Below are 17,380 nucleotides of genomic sequence, written 5' to 3'. Positions count from 1 at the left end.
CATCGACGGAATCCGCCGCTCCGGCGACCCGTACTATCGCGACGACCCTCGCCTTTACTTGACAACGCTCGTGTGTTTTTGCTTGAATGGCGCGCTCGCGACCGGCAGAGTGCTGACTTGCGGAGCAGTGCTCGCCTGAAGGTGCACACATGCCTCCCTCCAGCGATCCGTTTTACACGGGTCTGGGACAGGCCGTTCGGATCGGAACCGAGTTACTGGCGGCCTTGATCGTGGGAGGGGGGCTCGGCTGGCTTGCCGATACCTATCTGTTTGCCTCCAGTCCATGGGGAACGGCGATCGGACTAGGGTTTGGTGCTGCTGCTGGAGTGCTGAATGCTTACCGAGCAGCCCAGCGGTGGCCGCAATCGTAACATCAATAACGAATAACGCAACAGCGGCAGGAAGGGACGAGTCTTGGACAATCCGCTTCACCCGTTCGAGCTGCACGAGTGGATTCCCATCTCGCTGTTCGGGTTCGATATTTCCATCAACAAAGCCGTGGTGATGATGTGGATGGTTGCTGGATTGGTCGCCGGCCTCTTTCTGGCCGCGGGTTCATCGCGGAAATTGGTTCCCTCCAAACTTCAGGCGGTGGCCGAACTGTTTGTGGAATTCATCCGCAACATGATCTTGGACACGATGGGAAGGGACGGGATGCGATTTTTCCCGTTTATCGCCACCCTGTTCTTGTTCATTCTGTTCTGTAATTTGCTCGGACTGATCCCCGGTTCCTATACCGTGACCAGTCAGATTGCCGTCACCGCGGCTTTTGCCTTTTTCGTGTTCGTCATGAGCATTGTAGTAGGAATTGTGCTCCATGGCGCAAGGTTTCTACGCATCCTCATCCCTGCGGGCACACCCAAGCTATTGCTCCCGCTCATGGTTCCCATCGAGTTGATCAGTCAACTGGCTAGACCGGTCTCCCTATCCGTCCGGTTGTTTGCGAATATGACAGCCGGGCATACGATCTTGTCTGTCTTGTTCGGTCTGGCTATCGCTGGCGGCCTGTTGATCGGCTGGCTGCCGTTCGCGTTTACGATCGCAATGAATGCCTTGGAAGTCGGCATCGCACTGATTCAAGCCTACATTTTCACGATTCTGACCTGCGTCTATCTGGGTGATGCGATTCATTTGCACGGGGAGGAAGGGCATGGACATTAAGGTGTAAGGGGGGGACAAGACAGCACCGTTTTGTGTCCCTAAGATAGCCCATCGCCTATCGCCTGTGGCCGTTTAACGGGTGGGATCATGCCGCAATTCGAGACTCACTTTTTCTCCTCGTTGATCTTCTGGGAAATCGTTTCATTCGCAGTGCTGCTCTGGGTGCTCTACAAGTTCGCCTTTCCGCCGATTTTGGAGGCGCTGGAAACCCGGGAGCGCAAGATTCGAGAAAGTCTGGAACAAGCCGAGCGGCATCGGATGGAGGCCGAACGGAAGTTGCGCGAATACGAAGCCAAGCTGAACGCCGCTTCCCAGGAGGCGGAAGCCATCTTAGCTCAGGCGAAGGAGCGTGCCCAACGGCTGTTGGAAGAGAACGAGCAGCGGTTGACGGCCGAGGCGGAGCGGATCAAAACCGAAGCTGCCCGCGAGATCGAACACGAACGCCGCAAGGCCATCGAGGAGATCCGTAACCAGGCGACCGAACTGGCCCTAATGATTGCGGAAAAGGTGGTGGAGAGAAGCCTCACGGATGCCGACCACCGGCGATTGGCCGACGAAGCGCTCGCAGCCTTGGCGAAGACCGCCACAGAGCTGAGTTTCGAGCGATGACTACCGACTCGACTGCCCTGCGAACACCCAGCACTCAGCGATTTGTGCTTCCCTGCCGATAGCCCTCCAAGTCCAGCGTGACAAAACGGAATCCCAATTTCTTCAAGCGCGCGACAAGGCGGTTGCGCCGTCCATCCGTCAGCATCCGGGAGAACTCCTCGACCGCAAGCTCGATCCTCGCGATGTCCCCGTGATCCCTTACCCGGACATGCGAGAACCCCTCTTCCATCAGTGCCGCTTCGGCCCGTTCGATCCGTGACAAGGTCTCCTTCGTGATCGGAATTCCTCTGGGAATGCGGGAGGAAAGGCAGGCTGCAGCCGGTTTGTCCCAGTTGGAAAGACCCAGCTCTCTGGCAAGCGCGCGAATATCGGCCTTAGTCAGACCGGCCTCGACGAGGGGACTCCGCACACCCCATTCGCGTGCTGCCGAGATGCCAGGCCGGTCGTCACCGAGATCGTCGAGGTGAGTCCCATCCACGATCTGAGCCAGCCGTAAATCATTGCGCATCCGGCTGAGCAAGGAATAGAGATCAGTCTTGCAATGATAACAACGGCGGTCGTCATTGCGGACGAAGTCGGGGATCCGCAGTTGGTCTGTCTCGACGATCAGGTGCCGCGCGCCGATTTCCATCGCCACCCGACGGGCTATCGTCAGCTCGTGTTCTGGAAGCGTCGGAGAGACGGCGGTAACGGCCACGGCGAGGGAGCCGAGCCGGTCGTGGGCGACCTTCAGCACGACCGTGCTGTCGATGCCTCCGGAAAACGCCACAAGAACGGACCCCATCCCGTCCAGGATGGTTCGCATCGTCTCAAGCTTGCTCGATAGGGCGGGTTGCATCACCGTCCGGGTGCAGGTTTTCGGCCGGGGCTCGAGGCGACCGCGCGAGCGCCCTCCCCGCTACTGACGCACTTTTGCTTTCGCCTGGTCGCCCACGACAACCAGGACGTAGCGCTGAGGATCGAGGTACTGCTGTGCGACGCGCAGGACGTCATCTTTGGTGACCTTCTCGATCCATTTCGCATAATGCGTGAAATAATCGAGACCGAGACCATAAAATTCCACTTGAGCCAACACCTGGGCGAGCTTGGCGGTGGAGTCGAGCCGCAACGGAAAGCTCCCGATAAGGAAAGCCTTGGCATCCGCCAATTCCTGATCTGACACCGGGGATTCGCGGAGGGTCTTGATCTCATTTAAGACTCCAGCGATGGCCTCGTTCGTGGCCTCGCTTCGCGTCTGCAGGTTCACCATGAATGCGCCGGGCATCAGGCGGGCGTCGAAGTGGCTCATGATCCCGTAAGCCAATCCCTGTTTGTCGCGGATCGAATCCATCAAGCGGGAAGCGAATCCACCGGCCCCCAAAATGTGGTTCATCACGGTCACCGCGTAGTAGTCGGGATTGGTCCGGCTGATGCCCGTATGGCCCAGGATAATGGTCGATTGCGTGAGAGCCTTCTCGATCAGGTGGACCGTTTTACGCTCGATGGGGGCCGGTTTGCGCGTTGTCCGCGGCGGCGGCGAGCCGCGCTTCCACGAGCCGAAATGAGTTTGGACGAGGGAGGCTGCCTGGTCGTGCGTCAAATCGCCCACGATCGCCAGGATGGTTTGGTTCGGTAGATATTCCTTCGCGAAGAACGTCTGAACGTCGGCCAGTGTGATCCTGCTCACCGTTTCCTCGGTACCGTGCACCGGCCACCGATACGGATGGTCGTGGAAGACCAACTGGTGAAACGCCTTCAGCGCCACTTGGCCCGGATCGTCGTTGTCGCTCACGATCTCGCCCAGGATCTGGGTCCGGACCCGCTCAAATTCCTGTTTCGGGAAGGCCGGACGGATCAGGATATCGGCCAACAGCGAAAAGCCCAGATCGACGTCCTTTTTCAACACACGAACCGACGCCGTGGTGAAGTCCTCGGAGGCTTTGGCTTCCAGCGAGCCGCCGACGAAGTCGATTTGTTCCGCGATCTGCTTGCTGCTGCGCGTCGCGGTCCCTTCGTCCAGCAGGCTGGCGACGAGATTGGCCAACCCCGCTTTTTCCGGGGGGTCCTGCACCGAACCCACCTTGACGAGCGCGTGGATTTCCACGATGGGCAAATAGTGCTGCTCCAGAAACAACACTGTGAGCCCGTTCTGAGTCACGAAACGAACAGGATTGAGTTCGGCCGCGACCGCTTGTGGAGACCAGGCGGCCGAAACGGTCAGCGCGAGCATGAGCAGGACGAGGAGACGTGCGGCCGGGCCGCAAGGCCCGGCGCTCGCTCGGAAATCGCCGGGACTGTCTGGTCTAAGGCGCATCGCTGGTCCTTTATCGCGTGAGTTGCCGCGCCGATGCCGACGCGGGTTGCTGATTCCGCGGAGGAAGAGGAATCAGCGTGCCGACGGTCCTCGCGTCTTCAGTCAGATATTGCCGCGCAACGCGTTGGACGTCCTTCGCGGTGACGGCTCGGATGCGGTTGACGAACTGTCCGACCTTCTGCCAACCGGCACCGATCGTCTCCGCCTCGCCGAGCAACATCGCATGACGGAAGTTGGAGTCCTGCTGAAAAATGTATGCGGCTTCGATCTGGTTCTTGGCGCGTTTGAGTTCCTGCTCCGTTGGCGGCTCGGCCTGCAACCGTTTGATCTCCCGGTTCAGTGCCTCTTCCACGGCCTCCACCTTTTGTCCCGGTTTCACCAGGGCATACACATAGAACAGGCCGGGGTCAGCCTGCATGAGGCCATACTCGGCGCCGACCGCCAGGGCCAGTTTCTGTTCGTAGATCAGGCTTCGGTAAAGCCGCGAACTCTTGCCATGCTGCAAAATCGACTCGAGGATGTCGAGCGCGTACGAATCCTCGCTCGTGTAGTTGGGCACACGGTATCCCATGATTACAAACGGCGCCTGCGCCTCGCGCTTGAGGACGAAGCGCCGCTCTCCCCGCTGCTCCGGTTCCATGACGGTGACCGGCGGCGGGTTCGGACCTCGCGGAATCGGCTCGAACAACCGTTTGATCGTCGGCAACAATGCCTCGGCTTTAATGTCTCCGACAACCACCAGAGTCGCGTTGTTCGGTGAGTAGTAGGTGTCATAGTGGCGTTGGAGGTCTTCCAGCGTCATGGCGTCGAGATCGGAGAACCAACCGATGATCGGCCAGTGGTAGGGATGGCTCATGAAAGCCTGGGCGAAGAGCACTTCGACGAGGGAACTTTGGGGATCGTCCTCGATCCGCAGGCGACGCTCTTCCTTGACAACCTCCCGTTCAGGTTGAAACTCCTTCGCGTCAAGCGACAAGCCTTGCATCCGATCCGCTTCCAGCTCCAGGGCCAGCTCGACCCGATCGGCCGCCAAGTTTTCGAAGTACGAAGTGAAATCCTGACTGGTGAAGGCATTGCTGATCCCGCCGTTCTTTCGGATCAATCGATCGAAAGCGCCTTTGGGGTACTTGGCCGTTCCTTTGAACATCATGTGTTCCAGCATGTGCGACAGCCCGGCCCGTCCCATCACTTCGTTGCGCGAGCCGACTTTGTACCAGACCTGCACGGTCGCCACCGGCGCCTTCGGCACCTCCACCAGCAGCACCTTCATGCCGTTTGATAACACGTGCTCGCGTGGCTCGGGCAAGGCCGCGCCCGCGGCGTGTCCGGTCAGCAAGCCTACCGCCAGGGCTACAGTGCACAGCGATGTGTGTCGTGCGATGGGTTTCACCGAGATCATGCTCCAACGCGCATCGGGCGGCGCATGCTAACAACGGGGTTGAACGGGTGTCAAGGCGAGGCCCTGCAAGGCGGCAGCCGATCGGCCGAGTTGGCCGCATGCGCCCAACACGTCTCTTCCTTTACTTTTGCGCACGAACACTTCAAGCCCGGCGCGCTTAAGGACGGATTGAAAAATCAGGATGGCCTCTTCGCTCGGCCGTCTGAACTCGCTCCCTGGAAATTCATTGAAGGGGATCAAATTGACCTTGCACCGGATTCCACGGACCAAGGCTGCCAGTCGCTTCGCATCCTCTCGGCTGTCGTTGACGCCAGCGAGCAGGACGTATTCAAAGGTCAGTCGGCGGCGCACAGGCAGAGGGTAGTCGCGGCAGGCCGCGATCAATTCGCGCAGGGAGCAGATCCGGTTCGCAGTTGGCATGAGCCGATTGCGCTGTTCGTCTGTCGTCGCGTTCAGCGAGATGGCCAGGTTGACGCCTAACGAAGCCGCGTCTTTCAAGCGTGACGCCAGTCCGGCGGTCGATACGGTGATGCGCCGGGACGAAAAGCCTGCGCCCCAGGTTCGGTTGGTCAAGCGGCTGATCGCGTCGGAGACCGCCTCGAAGTTAGCGAGCGGCTCCCCCATACCCATGAAGACCAGATTGGTCAGTGTCTCGTGGGTGCCCAGATGGTCTTGCACGGTCAACACCTGATCGACGATTTCGTGCGCCTTCAGGTTCCGATGTAATCCCATTGTCCCGGTCAAGCAGAAGCCACAGTCCAGGGTGCAGCCGATCTGGGTGGAGACGCACAAGGTGAGGCGTCCTTCATCGGGAATCAGCACGCTCTCCAAAAGACGATCGTCTTGCAGCCGGAATAGGAATTTCTTCGTTCCGTCGTCGGAGACCAGCACGCTGACACGCTCGATTCGCCGGATATCGGCGCAACTGCTCAGGATGGTCCGCTCCTGTTTCGACAGGTCAGTCATGGATTGGATGTCCCGAATACGGTTCTGGTAGAGCCACCGAAGGATCTGGCGAGCCCGATATGGAGGCCATCCGAAGCTCCGAACGAATTCCTCCATCGCCCGGCTGCTGAAAGCCAGCAGATTGGAGACAGCCGACGGCGCCGATAGATGATACGACATTGGCATCAGTGACGCTCCGCTGAACGGAGCCTAACACACAGAAAATTGGCGCGACAAGGACGGCCGGCGAAGATCCGTCCCGTCCGGTGGAAGCGAAACGTCGTCGTCCTGCTTGGTTACAGCAATGCTTTGCGGTGATACTTTGTTATAATGTGTCGCTGGAACGCCATGCTCTCCTCGCTTTTCCGCACACGCCGTTGGTTCATGCGTCCGGGGCTGCTTCGTCGCACCGTCTTATGGCTCTCTCTGGCCTGCCTGCCGGCGCTTGACGGGTCCTCTTTTGCCTTGGAGATACGGGCGTATGAATCGTCTTCCCCGTTCCCGTGCGAAACCGCCGAAGATTGTTTTCGATCCGCGGTCGCCGTCAACGAAAAAGCCGACGTGTTTATCAGTCGAGACCAACAGCTCTCGGCCAAGATCGATCGGCTGCGCGCGGTTATGGAGCGACATCCCGCTTCCTTGTGGGCGAAGCGAGCCGGCCTACTGATTGGGGTGCTGTTGAGCGAGCACGAGCCTGCCGCGGCGCTGCGATTTCTTCGGGCGGCCCAACGGGACTTTCCTGTTCTGGATGATTATGTGCGGTTCTGGCTGGGAGAAGCGTTGTTGCGAGCGGGCGATGCGTGGCCTGCGGCGGTGCTGCTTGACTCCATCGTTTCGGCCGTGCCGGACACGTTGCTCGCCGGCCGCGCGGCCTTTCGCGCCGGGGAGGCATGGTATCGGGCCGGGTCCTGTGAAGAAGCAACCGCTCGGTTTCTCAACGGCCTTGCGCTGAACGACAAAGATCCCGACGCGCCGTCGGCGCTGCTGCGTTTGGCCGATTGCGCCGTTCGAGACGGGCGATTCGCAGAGGGCCGGGCGTACTTGCGGCAAGTATGGAGCCGGTATCCTCAAATGCCCGAGGCCCGCGAGGCGCAATCGCGACTGGGCTCCGGGATCGGCGGTGAGCCCTGGTCGCCCCAGGCCGATGACGTGTATGCTCGCGCCCTGGCGTTTCTAGGGCTTTCGCTGCATGCCGAAGCGATCGAGGAACTGCGCGCCTTCCTGGCGATGGCCCCGCAACACCCTCGACGGCACGAGGCTCGGCTCAAACTCGCAATCGCCTACGTACGACTCAAGCAGTATGACCAGGCGAAAACCGTGTTCCGGGAGTTGGGGGCGGAGCGGGTTCCCGAATCGAACGAGGCGATCGTCTGGTTGGCCAGGATTTATCTGCGGGAAGGAGAGGGAGAAAAATTGCTCGACTTGGCTCAGTCGCTGGCCAAGTCGTCGCTGTCCGCCGAACAGAAAGCGACCGTGCAGTTCTTTACGGGGATCTGGTTGGAGGATCAGGCTCGGTACGCCGAGGCGATCGAACGGTATCGTCAAGCGGCGAAGACCAGCGAGTCGATGTCGCAACGTCTCGATGCTCTCTGGCGGATCGGGTGGGTGCAATATCGGATCGGCCGGTTCCGCGACGCCAGTGACACGTTTCACACGGTGGCCGCCGCAAAAGATAGGGATTGGGAACCACAGGCCCTGTATTGGGCGGCGAGGGCGTTGGAACACGAGGAACGCTCCAAGGATCAGGCGAAGGAGCTGTATCAGCAGGTATGCCAGCGGTATGTGTTCACTTATTACTGCCAGTTGGCACGGAAACGGGCCGAGGTTCCTGCTTTCCAACCGGCATTGATGGATTCTCCATCCGATGGCCTCGGTCTGCTGCCTTCCGGCAAGCGCGTGGAAATCGAGCGGGAAGCCGGGTACCGCCGGGCGGTCGAGTTGAAAATTCTAGGCTTGGATCAGGACGCTGCGAGGGAATTGGCCGCTCTGACCGAACGATTTGGACGGGATCAGGAAGTGGTGCTGGCTCTCTCCACGCTGTTGAGCGAAGCGGGCGCTCATCATCACGCGTTACGGCTTGCTCGACTGCATTTTCGGGAGAAATTGGAACGAGGCGGCGGTGGCGTTTCTTCCGTGCTTTGGAATCTCGCCTATCCCATCGCGTTTCTGCCCATTATTCAAGCGCAAGCCGCGAAGGGGGTCGATCCGCATCTCGTGGCCGCTATCATTCGAGAGGAAAGCCAATACGACCGGCAAGCGGTCTCGCGTGTGGGCGCGATCGGGCTCATGCAAGTGATGCCGACCACCGCCAACCAGGTGGCTCGGCGTCTGGGGGTTCCCGGTTTGAAACGGGAAGATCTCTTTGATCAGGAGACCAATATTCGGATCGGCGTCCGATACCTCGAGCAACTCATGGAGCAGTTTTCGGGGAATCCGATCTACGTCATCGCCGCCTACAATGCCGGGCCTGCGGCGGTTAACGCCTGGATCGCGATGAATCGAGGCCGGGATGCGGACGAATTTGTCGAATCGATTCCTTACCAGGAAACCCGGCAATACGTGAAACGAGTCCTTCGCAGTTACCACGAATACCTCCGCCTCAACAGCGGCGCGTTCTGAGCCGTTGTTGCTTTCTTGACAAGCGCTGATGAAGTTTTTATAGTGCCCGCGATTTGCGGTTCCGCAACGAGAAGTCCGCCTATGTCGCTGGAGAGATTGGATGCGCTCGAGACTCGCATTCGCGATCTGGTCAAGTTAGTTCAGGAACTAAAACGGAAGAATGCCGCGCTCGAGGAGGAACTGCGAACGACACGGGAACGGCTGGCCATCCAAGACGATCTGAATCGCCGGTGGGAACGCGAGCGGAACGATATCCGGACGAGAATCGAGAAGGTTTTGGACGAGATGGACGCGCTCGAGTGCCTGGAGGATTCAAGGGAGGTGGCGCTTGACTAAGACCATCGAAGTGGAAATCTACGGTCAGCGATACAGTATTCGCGGGGACGCCGACGAGCAGTATGTGCGCCGACTGGCCGGTTTCGTTGACGAACATATGCGGGCCCTGGCGAAAGGGATGAAGACGGCGACGCTCGCCAGGCTGGCGATCCTTGCCGCCATCAATATCGCCCATCAACTGTTCCAATCCGAACAGTTGCGGCAACAGGGAGAAGCAGCCGTCGAACGGCGCATGCTTTCACTCATGGAGTCCATCGAAGAAGAGATGCCGTCGCTCCTCTCGCAGGAAGTTCCGTCTTGAATTCCACGCAGTCCTTTGCTATCGTCTTTCTCGGAAAATTCGGTGCGTCGGCCGTAAAGACATGAGGGATGTGGCGGCCGGTAAGAAACGAGAGACCGGGACTGGAAAGTCGGGAATCGGGACGACGAACACGACGATCGCGAACATGATGCTGTGCTGTGCGGTAATCCTGGAGATGCTTGGAAAAGGGTTCATGCGGATGGCACCGCTTTCCCTTCGGTTATGGACGGTATCAGGCTTGCGTTTTTTCTTGCCTGAACCACAGCCCGTGGGTGAGCGGGTTCCCGTCACGGTGCCCGATCGGTCTACCGCGATGTGGAACGGGGTGAGACGTGCCCGAAGGGGCGGCGCTTCATTTTGTGCCAGGGGACGTCCCGGGGATCACCGCAAGTCGACCGTCCTTCTCCTCCCATAAAGCCTGTCCGATCCTGTCCGGCCTTTCACAGGTCGGTCTCGTTTCTTCTGTCGGTTGTCCGTCCGATCCTGCTCATCTGCGGCCGCTCTGGTTGATGAGCGTTGCGGAGCCGTCATCCTTCTCCGATTTCGAGGATCCATGGCTGAGCACGTCCATGCGTCAGCGAGAAGGGGGTGAACGTCATTTCTCTCACCGTACTGGCATACGTGGCGACGGTGCTGTTAAGCGCACTCGCGGGAGCCGGATTGTATGAACTGGTCCGGCGGAAGTCGTTGATGGCCAAGCAGGCCGAGAGCGAGGAACAGGCTCGGCAGATTGTGCTGGGCGCGCAACGTGAGGCGGAAAACCTGATCAAGGAAGCCAAGCTCGAGGCCAAGGACTTGGTGTTCCAAGCCAAAACGGAGTTCGAGCGGGAACAGAAGGCCAGGTCGGCTGAGATTCTTACTCTGGAGAAGCGCCTGGTCCAGCGGGAGGAGACCCTCGACCGGAAGCTCGGTATGCTGGAGAAACGCGAGCAGGAAGTGCAGAAGCGTGAGCAGGAGTTGCTCAGGCGCGAGGAAGGCCTGGTTCAGAAAGAACTGGCGTGTGCGCAGGCTGCCAAGGAACATCGAGAAGCGCTGGAACGGGTTGCGGGGATGACGGCGGAAGAGGCTAAACGGCAATTGTTGCAGGATCTCGAGAGCCAGGTTCGCCTGGAAGCCGCTGGCATCGCGAAACGAACGATCGAGGAAGCGAAAGAGAACGCAGAACGGGAAGCCAGAGAGATCATCGCCCGATCGATTCAGCGGGTGACCAGGGACTACGTCTCGGAGGCAACGATCTCCGTAGTGCCGATTCCGAACGACGCCATGAAAGGCCGCATCATCGGCCGTGAAGGCCGGAACATCCGCGCGATCGAGGCGGCCACCGGCATCGATCTTATCATCGACGAAACGCCGGAAGCAGTCATCATTTCCGGATTTGATCCGCTGCGCCGCGAGATCGCCAAGGTGTCGTTGGAGCGGTTGATGCAAGACGGACGCATCCATCCCACCAGGATTGAAGAGATCGTGGAGAAAGTGAAGACCGACATCGACAAGCTGATGATCGAAGAAGCCGAACGGATCATTTTCGAACTCGGCCTGTCGGGTTTTCATCCGGAGTTGGTCAGGATCCTGGGCCGATTGAAGTACCGAACGAGCTACGGACAGAACAACCTCTATCATGCACGGGAAGCGGCCTACATTTGCGGGATCATGGCCGCTGAGCTGGGTCTCGACGTGAAGCTGGCGAAGCGAGGCGCGCTCCTACACGACATCGGCAAGGCGGTGAGTCACGAGGAGGAAGGGCCCCACGCCATGCTGGGCGCCGACATTGCCAAGCGTTACGGTGAAGACCCCAAGGTGGTCAATGCGATCGCGGCGCATCACGAACAAGTGGAGGCGATCTGTCCGGAAACCGTGCTGGTCGCATCCGCCGAAGCCCTGTCGGCCGCTAGGCCAGGTGCCAGACGGGAGGCGCTCGAGTCGTATGTGAAACGATTGGAAAGGCTGGAAGCGCTGGCGGTCGGGATGAAAGGCGTGCAGAAGGCGTACGCGATTCAGGCGGGGCGAGAGATCCGGGTGATCGTGAAACAGGAAGATCTCACGGATGCGGAAGCCTTTCAGTTGTCCCGCGATCTGGCCAAGAAGATCGAGCAGGAGCTGACCTATCCCGGTCAGATCAAAGTAACCGTGATCAGGGAAAGCCGATTCGTGGAATACGCGAAGTAAACGCGAAAGGCCATGAAAGTCCTCTTCATCGGCGACATCATGGGGGAACCCGGGCGGCGGGCCATTTCGCGGACGTTGCCCCGCGTCATGAGCGAGCATGATGTGGATGTGGTGATCGGTAACGGGGAAAACGTCGCCGGCGGCTTCGGGATCACGCCGGACCTCGCCCATGAGCTGTTCGATATGGGGCTCTCGGTCATCACGACCGGCAACCACGCCTGGGACAAGAAGGAAATTGTGGAGTTCTTTCCCCATGAGCCCCGGCTTCTGCGTCCGGCCAATTATCCCGACGGCGTGCCAGGTTGGGGCAGTATCGTGGTCGATACGCCGAAGGGAGAACGGCTCGCGGTTCTCCATCTGATGGGGCGCGCCTACATGCCCGCACTGGATTGTCCCTTTCAAGTTGCCCGCCGAGAAGTCGGCAGGTTGAAGCGTGAGACTCCGGCCATACTCGTCGATATGCATGCGGAGGCTACCTCGGAGAAGATGGCGATGGGACACTTCCTGGACGGCGAGGTGACGGCGGTGGTGGGTACCCACACGCACGTTCAAACGGCGGATGAGCAGATCTTGCCCAAAGGGACGGCCTATATCACGGACATCGGGATGACCGGCCCGATCCATTCCGTGATCGGCATCAAGAAAGAACTCGCGATCGAAAAATTTCTCACAGGAATGCCTCGCCGGTTCGAGGTCGCCTCAGGACCTGCCCTGTTGTGCGCGGTCCTGATCGAGCTTGACGCTCGGCTCGGCAAGGCTGTTTCCATCCGTCGCGTCAGAATCGCCGAGTAGCGCCTGCGCAGATCCAGCGCCACCGGACCGGCCTCTATGTATCCGGGTGAACCTCCCAGACGGGTTCTCACGGTTTCCGAACTGACGATCCTTGTCAGAGACACTCTCGAGGTTCGTTTTTCTGATCTGTGGGTCGAGGGTGAAGTCTCCAATCTCCGCGCACCGGGATCCGGCCATCTCTACTTTACTTTGAAAGATCACAGCAGCCAGATCCGGGCCGTCCTGTTTCGCTCCGCCTCGTTGCGCCTGCGTTTTGCGCTGAGAGATGGCATGCAGGTGATCGCCAGGGGCCGCCTCACAGTCTACGAGCCGCGTGGAGAGTATCAGCTCGTGATCGAATCTCTCGAGCCCAAAGGGCTCGGAGCGCTGCAATTGGCCTTTGAACAGTTGAAGGAGCGCCTTGCGTGGGAAGGGTTGTTCAGTCCGGACAGAAAACGGCCTCTGCCGGCTTTCCCGGGAAGAGTGGGCGTCGTGACCTCGCTGGACGGGGCTGCTGTGCGCGACATCGTGTCCGTGTTGCGCAGGCGCTGTCCGATTCTGAGCGTGCTGATCGTTCCTGTGCCAGTCCAAGGAGAAGGGGCGGCAGCGCGGATTGCGGAAGCGATTCGCATGCTCAGCCTGTCCGGTCTGGTCGATGTCATGATTGTGGGACGGGGCGGCGGCTCGCTCGAAGATCTCTGGTCTTTTAACGAGGAAGTGGTCGTGCGGGCGATTGCAGAGTCCAAGGTGCCGGTAGTGTCCGCTGTGGGACATGAGATCGATTACACGTTGGCCGACTTTGCGGCCGACTACCGGGCGGCAACCCCTTCTGCGGCGGCCGAAGCCATCGCACCAGTCCTTGACGAGGTCGTCGAGCGGTTGCACGAATTGATGGAACGCGCCCGCCGGGCTGTGCGGTTGCGTCTTGCCGCTGCGGCAAATCGTCTGCAAAGCTGCCGGAGCAGCTTTGCAATCGGGCGATTACGAGTGCAGCGCGAGAGTCAGCGCCTGGATGATATGAGAGTCCGTCTGATGATGGGGATGAGGAAGACCCTCGCTGGAATGCGTCAACGGGTGTCGGCCTTCCGCCACGCCTTGCTGGTGCAGAGTCCGCTTGCGCCTCTCAAGGAAGTGTGCGCGCTGGTGCCTCAACTGCTCAAGCGTCTGAAGCAGCAGATGGACACCGTACTCCGTACAAAGCGGCAAGCTCTTCGATCTCGCCTGATGTCGCTGGAGGGTCTCAGCCCGCTCGCGATTTTGAAGCGCGGGTATAGTATCGTACACACAGTCCCCGACGGACACCTTGTGCGACGGGCTGACGACGTGTCTATGGGCGACGAGGTCCAAATCACGTTGTCGGTCGGCCGGTTGTTGTGCGCTGTGCAGGAAACGTGGCCTGATTCTTCGACTTGACCTCTTCCAACGGGATTGTATAATACTGCTCATTCTCTTGGAGGAGCTTTGAGGAGAACCTCATGGCTGCAGTGAAGTTCGAACATGCCATGGCCAGACTCGAAGCCATCGTGTCCGAGCTGGAAAAAGGCGATCTGCCGCTCGATGAGTCGCTGAAGATCTTCGAAGAGGGAATTCGTCTTTCCAAAACCTGTCTGAAAATGTTGGATGAAGCCGAACGCAAGGTGGAAATCTTGATCCAGGAAAAGGACGGGAAAAAGCGGCTCCGCGCATTCACCTTGGAAGACGACGAGACCGAGGACTCCTCCTCAGCCTCCTAGTTCCTCGGCGCTGGCGAGGCGCCATTGCCCTCCGGATTCTCCGCCTGTTGTTTCATGGTCCAGAAGCTGCCTCCGGCCCGGGAACGTCTGGATCGCGTGCTTGTGACGCGAGGGTTCGTAGAAAGCCGGGAACTGGCCGGCCGCCTTATTTTGGCGGGGGCGGTCAGGGTGGACGGCGTTCCTGTCAACAAACAAGCCAAACTGGTTCCGATCGACGCGAAGATCGAGCTAACGCAGCGTCGGGGCCCTTTTGTGAGCCGAGGCGGAGACAAGCTCGTCGCGGCGCTGGACACATTTCAGATCGATCCTCGAGGACTCATTGCGTTGGATGTGGGATGCTCGACCGGAGGCTTCACCGACTGCCTCCTTCAGCGGGGAGCGAGACGGGTGTATGCTGTCGATGTCGGATATGGGCAGCTTGATTGGCGGCTTCGCCAAGACCCGCGAGTCGTCGTGTTGGAACGGCACAATATCCGCCACCTGCCGCTAGCCTTGGTGCCCGATCTCATCGACTTGGCGGTCATCGATGTCTCGTTCATCTCGCTCACTTTGGTGCTGCCGTGCGTCGTCCGCTTTCTGGCAAGTGAGGCGTCCGTCGTTGCCTTGGTCAAACCGCAGTTTGAAGTAGGGCGCGGACAGGTCGGCCGTGGGGGCGTCGTCAGGGACGACGGGCGGCGACGCGCGGCCGCGGAAAAAATCGTTGCGCTTGCCAGAGAGTTGGGCTTGACGCCGCTGGGAATTCTTGACTCCCCGGTCTTAGGGCAGAAGGGGAATCGCGAGATTTTGCTGGGGCTCAAGCGGCGGGTGAGCCCGGCGTTAGAGATCCCCGGTAGTTGACGGGTTAGCGCATTTGGTGCCGGGACTCGAGGCTCGGGAGCGGGGCTGGCGCTGTCGGAGCGGTGACCGCAGCCACGGTGGGCGCAAGACTCGAACACTCGACACGAAAGTCGGCGACAGACATCTTTCATGAGGGGAGCGGCATGAAAATCTTGGTGACTGGGGGGGCAGGATTTATCGGGTCGCACCTCGTGGATCGCCTCATTCAGGAGGGGCATGAGGTGACCGTCGTTGATAACCTTTCGACCGGCAAGCGCCGGAACCTCAACCGGCGAGCGCGCTTCTACAAGCTCGATATTCAAAGTTGGCGCCTGGAGCGGGTCTTTCGGAACGAACGCCCTGCTCTTGTCATGCACCTGGCGGCACAGATGGACGTACGACGTTCGGTGGAAGATCCAGTCTTCGACGCCCGGGTCAATATCTTGGGAACCTTGAACGTCTTGGAGCAATCGGTCAGGCACGGGGTCAGAAAAATCGTTTTCTCGTCGTCAGGTGGAGCGATCTACGGAGAACAGTATCTTTTCCCCGCGCCAGAGACTCATCCCACTCAGCCGTTGTCACCCTACGGCATCAGCAAGCTGAGCGGTGAGCATTACTTGGCCTACTACCAACGTATCAGCGGGATCCGCTATGTCAGCCTCCGGTACGCGAACGTCTACGGGCCGCGGCAGGATCCCGAAGGAGAGGCGGGGGTGGTCGCCATTTTTATTCAGAAGATGCTGAGCAGCGAACAACCTATTATCAATGGGAATGGACGCCAAACCCGAGATTTCGTCTACGTGGACGACGTGGTCGAGGCGAATTTGGCAGCCATGGCCCAGGAAGTGCAGGGGACTTATAATGTGGGTACCGGCGTCGAGACCTCGATCAACGATCTCTTTCGCATGCTCGTCGAACTCACTAAAGCTTCCTGCAAAGAGGTGCATGGGCCGGCAAAAAAGGGCGAACAAGCCAGAAGCGTGATCGACTCCGGCAGGATCAGGCAAGAGCTAGGTTGGGAACCGCGCGTCGAATTGCCCGAAGGCCTGAGAAGAACGGTCGACTACTTCCGCGAAAAGCTAGGGTGAAGAGGTGGACTATTGTGCAGCCGATCATCCCCTATCGATATCGGGGTACCGACGGATCGACCTGAACGGACCAGGCGTCGATTCCTCCGACTAAGTTTTTGACGTTCGTGAACCCCTGCTGAAGGAGAAAACTGGTGGCATCGGCGCTTCTCATCCCATGATGGCAATAGGCGATGATTTCCGCTTGCCGGTCCAGTCTGTCCAAAGCGTGCGGAAGCGTCCCTAGAGGAATCAAGATCGATCCCTCGATCTTTGCCAAAGAATGTTCCCACGGTTCACGGACATCGAGTAAAACGAGCTTATCGCCTTTGTCCAGGCGAGCCTTCAAGTCTCGAGGAGTAATCGTAAAACTCATCGTATCACCTCCGCGTTCCTCACTCGGGACTCATCTTAGGTGACGGCGGGAAAAAGAGTCAATCGAGAAGATTCCTGTTCTCAGTCCGTTGCTTCGAGAATCAAAACGAAAGGATGAATGCGCAAAACGGGCGGGTCCACGGGGAAGCGGGTGGCTCCCTGAAATCCCCTTAACCTGGGTCGGGAATCCCCAAAAATGCCGTTGATGGACATTTTTGTTGATACCTAACGAGCAATGTAGAGTTTTGCATGCACTTTTAGGCGGCGTCCTTATCCAACCTGACAACCATTTTGTCGCCTAACAGGTTGAATTCAAAAGATTTTGGTCCTCTTGGGCATTTTTGACAGGTACAAGACTTGCTTGTACACGGTATGGAATCCCGGCTTTCGGGAATCGATTAGGTTTAGAGGGAGCCGATGACCAATCAGGTGTCCGAGGTCGTTGTTCTGGTGACGGCATCGTCCACGGGGGAAGCGGTTAAGCTGGCCAACCTGATGGTGGAGGCAAGACTTGCCGCCTGCGCCACGGTTATCCCTCAAGTTCGATCCATCTATAGATGGGAAGGGAAGATTCATGACGAACAGGAGGCGATGATTGTTTTCAAGACCGCTTCCAGGTCCTTTCCAGCACTGGAGGAGGCTATTAAGCGCCACCATAGCTACAGCGTCCCCGAGATCATCGCGCTTCCGATCGTTCTCGGCTCTCAGCCATACCTGGAGTGGTTGAGAGGAGAACTTCTTAAGTAGTTGAAAAGATTAAGTATTAAGTCATAAAAAGAGGGTTGACCA

Annotated in this window: 18 protein-coding genes; 13 read left to right on the top strand and 5 right to left on the bottom strand. The window is 59.0% G+C overall.

All coding sequences use genetic code 11. The features are described 5' to 3' along the window. Positions 1 to 149 precede the first annotated feature (149 nt). The 3 genes from ACWHTU_RS15665 to atpF all read left to right on the top strand — a co-directional run bounded on the left by ACWHTU_RS15665 (position 150) and on the right by atpF (position 1,770). The gene (locus ACWHTU_RS15665; RefSeq protein WP_447860323.1) at positions 150 to 371 is read left to right on the top strand and encodes an AtpZ/AtpI family protein; all 222 of its coding nucleotides are present in this window, start codon (positions 150 to 152) and stop codon (positions 369 to 371) included. A gap of 43 nt (positions 372 to 414) precedes the next feature. After that, the gene (locus ACWHTU_RS15660; protein ID WP_447860322.1) at positions 415 to 1,161 is read left to right on the top strand and encodes a F0F1 ATP synthase subunit A; all 747 of its coding nucleotides are present in this window, start codon (positions 415 to 417) and stop codon (positions 1,159 to 1,161) included. Between the two features lie 87 nt (positions 1,162 to 1,248). Further along, positions 1,249 to 1,770, top strand: a complete 522-nt coding sequence (gene atpF, locus ACWHTU_RS15655; protein ID WP_447860320.1) for a F0F1 ATP synthase subunit B — start codon at positions 1,249 to 1,251, stop codon at positions 1,768 to 1,770. 34 nt (positions 1,771 to 1,804) lie between these two features. On the opposite strand, the gene larE is transcribed toward atpF, so the two are convergent. The 4 genes from larE to rlmN form a co-directional block, all read right to left on the bottom strand. Continuing rightward, complete coding sequence (larE, locus tag ACWHTU_RS15650) at positions 1,805 to 2,575, bottom strand: ATP-dependent sacrificial sulfur transferase LarE (RefSeq protein ID WP_447860319.1); 771 nt, start codon at positions 2,573 to 2,575, stop codon at positions 1,805 to 1,807. Between the two features lie 93 nt (positions 2,576 to 2,668). Beyond that, a complete protein-coding gene (locus ACWHTU_RS15645; protein WP_447860318.1) occupies positions 2,669 to 4,063 on the bottom strand; it encodes a M16 family metallopeptidase in 1,395 nt (464 codons plus the stop codon). Positions 4,064 to 4,073: 10 nt separating this feature from the next. Then, a complete protein-coding gene (locus ACWHTU_RS15640) occupies positions 4,074 to 5,462 on the bottom strand; it encodes a M16 family metallopeptidase (protein WP_447860317.1) in 1,389 nt (462 codons plus the stop codon). A 27-nt stretch (positions 5,463 to 5,489) separates the two neighbouring features. After that, positions 5,490 to 6,593 (bottom strand): 23S rRNA (adenine(2503)-C(2))-methyltransferase RlmN, encoded by a 1,104-nt coding sequence (rlmN, locus tag ACWHTU_RS15635; RefSeq protein ID WP_447860316.1) that lies wholly within the window; start codon positions 6,591 to 6,593, stop codon positions 5,490 to 5,492. Between the two features lie 198 nt (positions 6,594 to 6,791). Between rlmN and ACWHTU_RS15630 the strand changes: the two genes are divergently transcribed. The 9 genes from ACWHTU_RS15630 to ACWHTU_RS15590 all read left to right on the top strand — a co-directional run bounded on the left by ACWHTU_RS15630 (position 6,792) and on the right by ACWHTU_RS15590 (position 16,237). Next, on the top strand, positions 6,792 to 9,026 hold the full coding sequence (locus ACWHTU_RS15630; RefSeq protein ID WP_447860315.1) for a transglycosylase SLT domain-containing protein: 2,235 nt from the start codon (positions 6,792 to 6,794) through the stop codon (positions 9,024 to 9,026). An 81-nt stretch (positions 9,027 to 9,107) separates the two neighbouring features. Further along, positions 9,108 to 9,362, top strand: coding sequence for a cell division protein ZapB (gene zapB / locus ACWHTU_RS15625; RefSeq protein ID WP_447860314.1), 255 nt, complete (start codon positions 9,108 to 9,110; stop codon positions 9,360 to 9,362). Continuing rightward, a complete protein-coding gene (locus ACWHTU_RS15620) occupies positions 9,355 to 9,663 on the top strand; it encodes a cell division protein ZapA (RefSeq protein ID WP_447860313.1) in 309 nt (102 codons plus the stop codon). Before zapB ends, ACWHTU_RS15620 begins: the two co-directional genes overlap by 8 nt. A 597-nt stretch (positions 9,664 to 10,260) precedes the next feature. Next, complete coding sequence (rny, locus tag ACWHTU_RS15615) at positions 10,261 to 11,829, top strand: ribonuclease Y (RefSeq protein ID WP_447863380.1); 1,569 nt, start codon at positions 10,261 to 10,263, stop codon at positions 11,827 to 11,829. A 12-nt stretch (positions 11,830 to 11,841) separates the two neighbouring features. Beyond that, on the top strand, positions 11,842 to 12,621 hold the full coding sequence (locus ACWHTU_RS15610) for a TIGR00282 family metallophosphoesterase (RefSeq protein WP_447860312.1): 780 nt from the start codon (positions 11,842 to 11,844) through the stop codon (positions 12,619 to 12,621). A 36-nt stretch (positions 12,622 to 12,657) separates the two neighbouring features. Next, entirely contained in the window at positions 12,658 to 14,013 is a 1,356-nt protein-coding gene (xseA, locus tag ACWHTU_RS15605) for an exodeoxyribonuclease VII large subunit (protein ID WP_447860311.1), read from the top strand. A 62-nt stretch (positions 14,014 to 14,075) separates the two neighbouring features. Beyond that, a complete protein-coding gene (xseB, locus tag ACWHTU_RS15600; protein WP_447860310.1) occupies positions 14,076 to 14,333 on the top strand; it encodes an exodeoxyribonuclease VII small subunit in 258 nt (85 codons plus the stop codon). Between the two features lie 54 nt (positions 14,334 to 14,387). Continuing rightward, on the top strand, positions 14,388 to 15,170 hold the full coding sequence (locus ACWHTU_RS15595) for a TlyA family RNA methyltransferase (RefSeq protein WP_447860309.1): 783 nt from the start codon (positions 14,388 to 14,390) through the stop codon (positions 15,168 to 15,170). A gap of 143 nt (positions 15,171 to 15,313) precedes the next feature. Next, positions 15,314 to 16,237, top strand: coding sequence for an SDR family oxidoreductase (locus tag ACWHTU_RS15590; RefSeq protein ID WP_447860308.1), 924 nt, complete (start codon positions 15,314 to 15,316; stop codon positions 16,235 to 16,237). A 31-nt stretch (positions 16,238 to 16,268) separates the two neighbouring features. On the opposite strand, the gene ACWHTU_RS15585 is transcribed toward ACWHTU_RS15590, so the two are convergent. Continuing rightward, complete coding sequence (locus ACWHTU_RS15585) at positions 16,269 to 16,592, bottom strand: rhodanese-like domain-containing protein (protein ID WP_447860307.1); 324 nt, start codon at positions 16,590 to 16,592, stop codon at positions 16,269 to 16,271. A 416-nt stretch (positions 16,593 to 17,008) separates the two neighbouring features. Between ACWHTU_RS15585 and cutA the strand changes: the two genes are divergently transcribed. Next, positions 17,009 to 17,338 carry a divalent-cation tolerance protein CutA gene (gene cutA, locus ACWHTU_RS15580; RefSeq protein ID WP_447860306.1) on the top strand — a complete coding sequence of 110 codons (330 nt, stop codon included), beginning with the start codon at positions 17,009 to 17,011 and terminating at the stop codon, positions 17,336 to 17,338. Positions 17,339 to 17,380: the final 42 nt, after the last annotated feature.

This window comes from Nitrospira calida (assembly GCF_976986435.1).
Note: the sequence above shows the minus strand (reverse complement) of the source record. Positions and strands in the feature narration are given on the sequence as shown.

What these genes read in the sequence shown, in the direction of transcription:
- ACWHTU_RS15665 (WP_447860323.1), top strand. Translation starts at nt 150, where the DNA reads ATGCCTCCCTCCAGCGATCCGTTTTACACGGGTCTGGGACAGGCCGTT.
- atpF (WP_447860320.1), top strand. Translation starts at nt 1,249, where the DNA reads ATGCCGCAATTCGAGACTCACTTTTTCTCCTCGTTGATCTTCTGGGAA.
- larE (WP_447860319.1), bottom strand. Translation starts at nt 2,575, where the DNA reads ATGCGAACCATCCTGGACGGGATGGGGTCCGTTCTTGTGGCGTTTTCC.
- ACWHTU_RS15645 (WP_447860318.1), bottom strand. Translation starts at nt 4,063, where the DNA reads ATGCGCCTTAGACCAGACAGTCCCGGCGATTTCCGAGCGAGCGCCGGG.
- ACWHTU_RS15640 (WP_447860317.1), bottom strand. Translation starts at nt 5,462, where the DNA reads ATGATCTCGGTGAAACCCATCGCACGACACACATCGCTGTGCACTGTA.
- rlmN (WP_447860316.1), bottom strand. Translation starts at nt 6,593, where the DNA reads ATGCCAATGTCGTATCATCTATCGGCGCCGTCGGCTGTCTCCAATCTG.
- ACWHTU_RS15630 (WP_447860315.1), top strand. Translation starts at nt 6,792, where the DNA reads ATGCGTCCGGGGCTGCTTCGTCGCACCGTCTTATGGCTCTCTCTGGCC.
- zapB (WP_447860314.1), top strand. Translation starts at nt 9,108, where the DNA reads ATGTCGCTGGAGAGATTGGATGCGCTCGAGACTCGCATTCGCGATCTG.
- ACWHTU_RS15610 (WP_447860312.1), top strand. Translation starts at nt 11,842, where the DNA reads ATGAAAGTCCTCTTCATCGGCGACATCATGGGGGAACCCGGGCGGCGG.
- xseA (WP_447860311.1), top strand. Translation starts at nt 12,658, where the DNA reads ATGTATCCGGGTGAACCTCCCAGACGGGTTCTCACGGTTTCCGAACTG.
- xseB (WP_447860310.1), top strand. Translation starts at nt 14,076, where the DNA reads ATGGCTGCAGTGAAGTTCGAACATGCCATGGCCAGACTCGAAGCCATC.
- ACWHTU_RS15595 (WP_447860309.1), top strand. Translation starts at nt 14,388, where the DNA reads ATGGTCCAGAAGCTGCCTCCGGCCCGGGAACGTCTGGATCGCGTGCTT.
- ACWHTU_RS15590 (WP_447860308.1), top strand. Translation starts at nt 15,314, where the DNA reads ATGAAAATCTTGGTGACTGGGGGGGCAGGATTTATCGGGTCGCACCTC.
- ACWHTU_RS15585 (WP_447860307.1), bottom strand. Translation starts at nt 16,592, where the DNA reads ATGAGTTTTACGATTACTCCTCGAGACTTGAAGGCTCGCCTGGACAAA.
- cutA (WP_447860306.1), top strand. Translation starts at nt 17,009, where the DNA reads ATGACCAATCAGGTGTCCGAGGTCGTTGTTCTGGTGACGGCATCGTCC.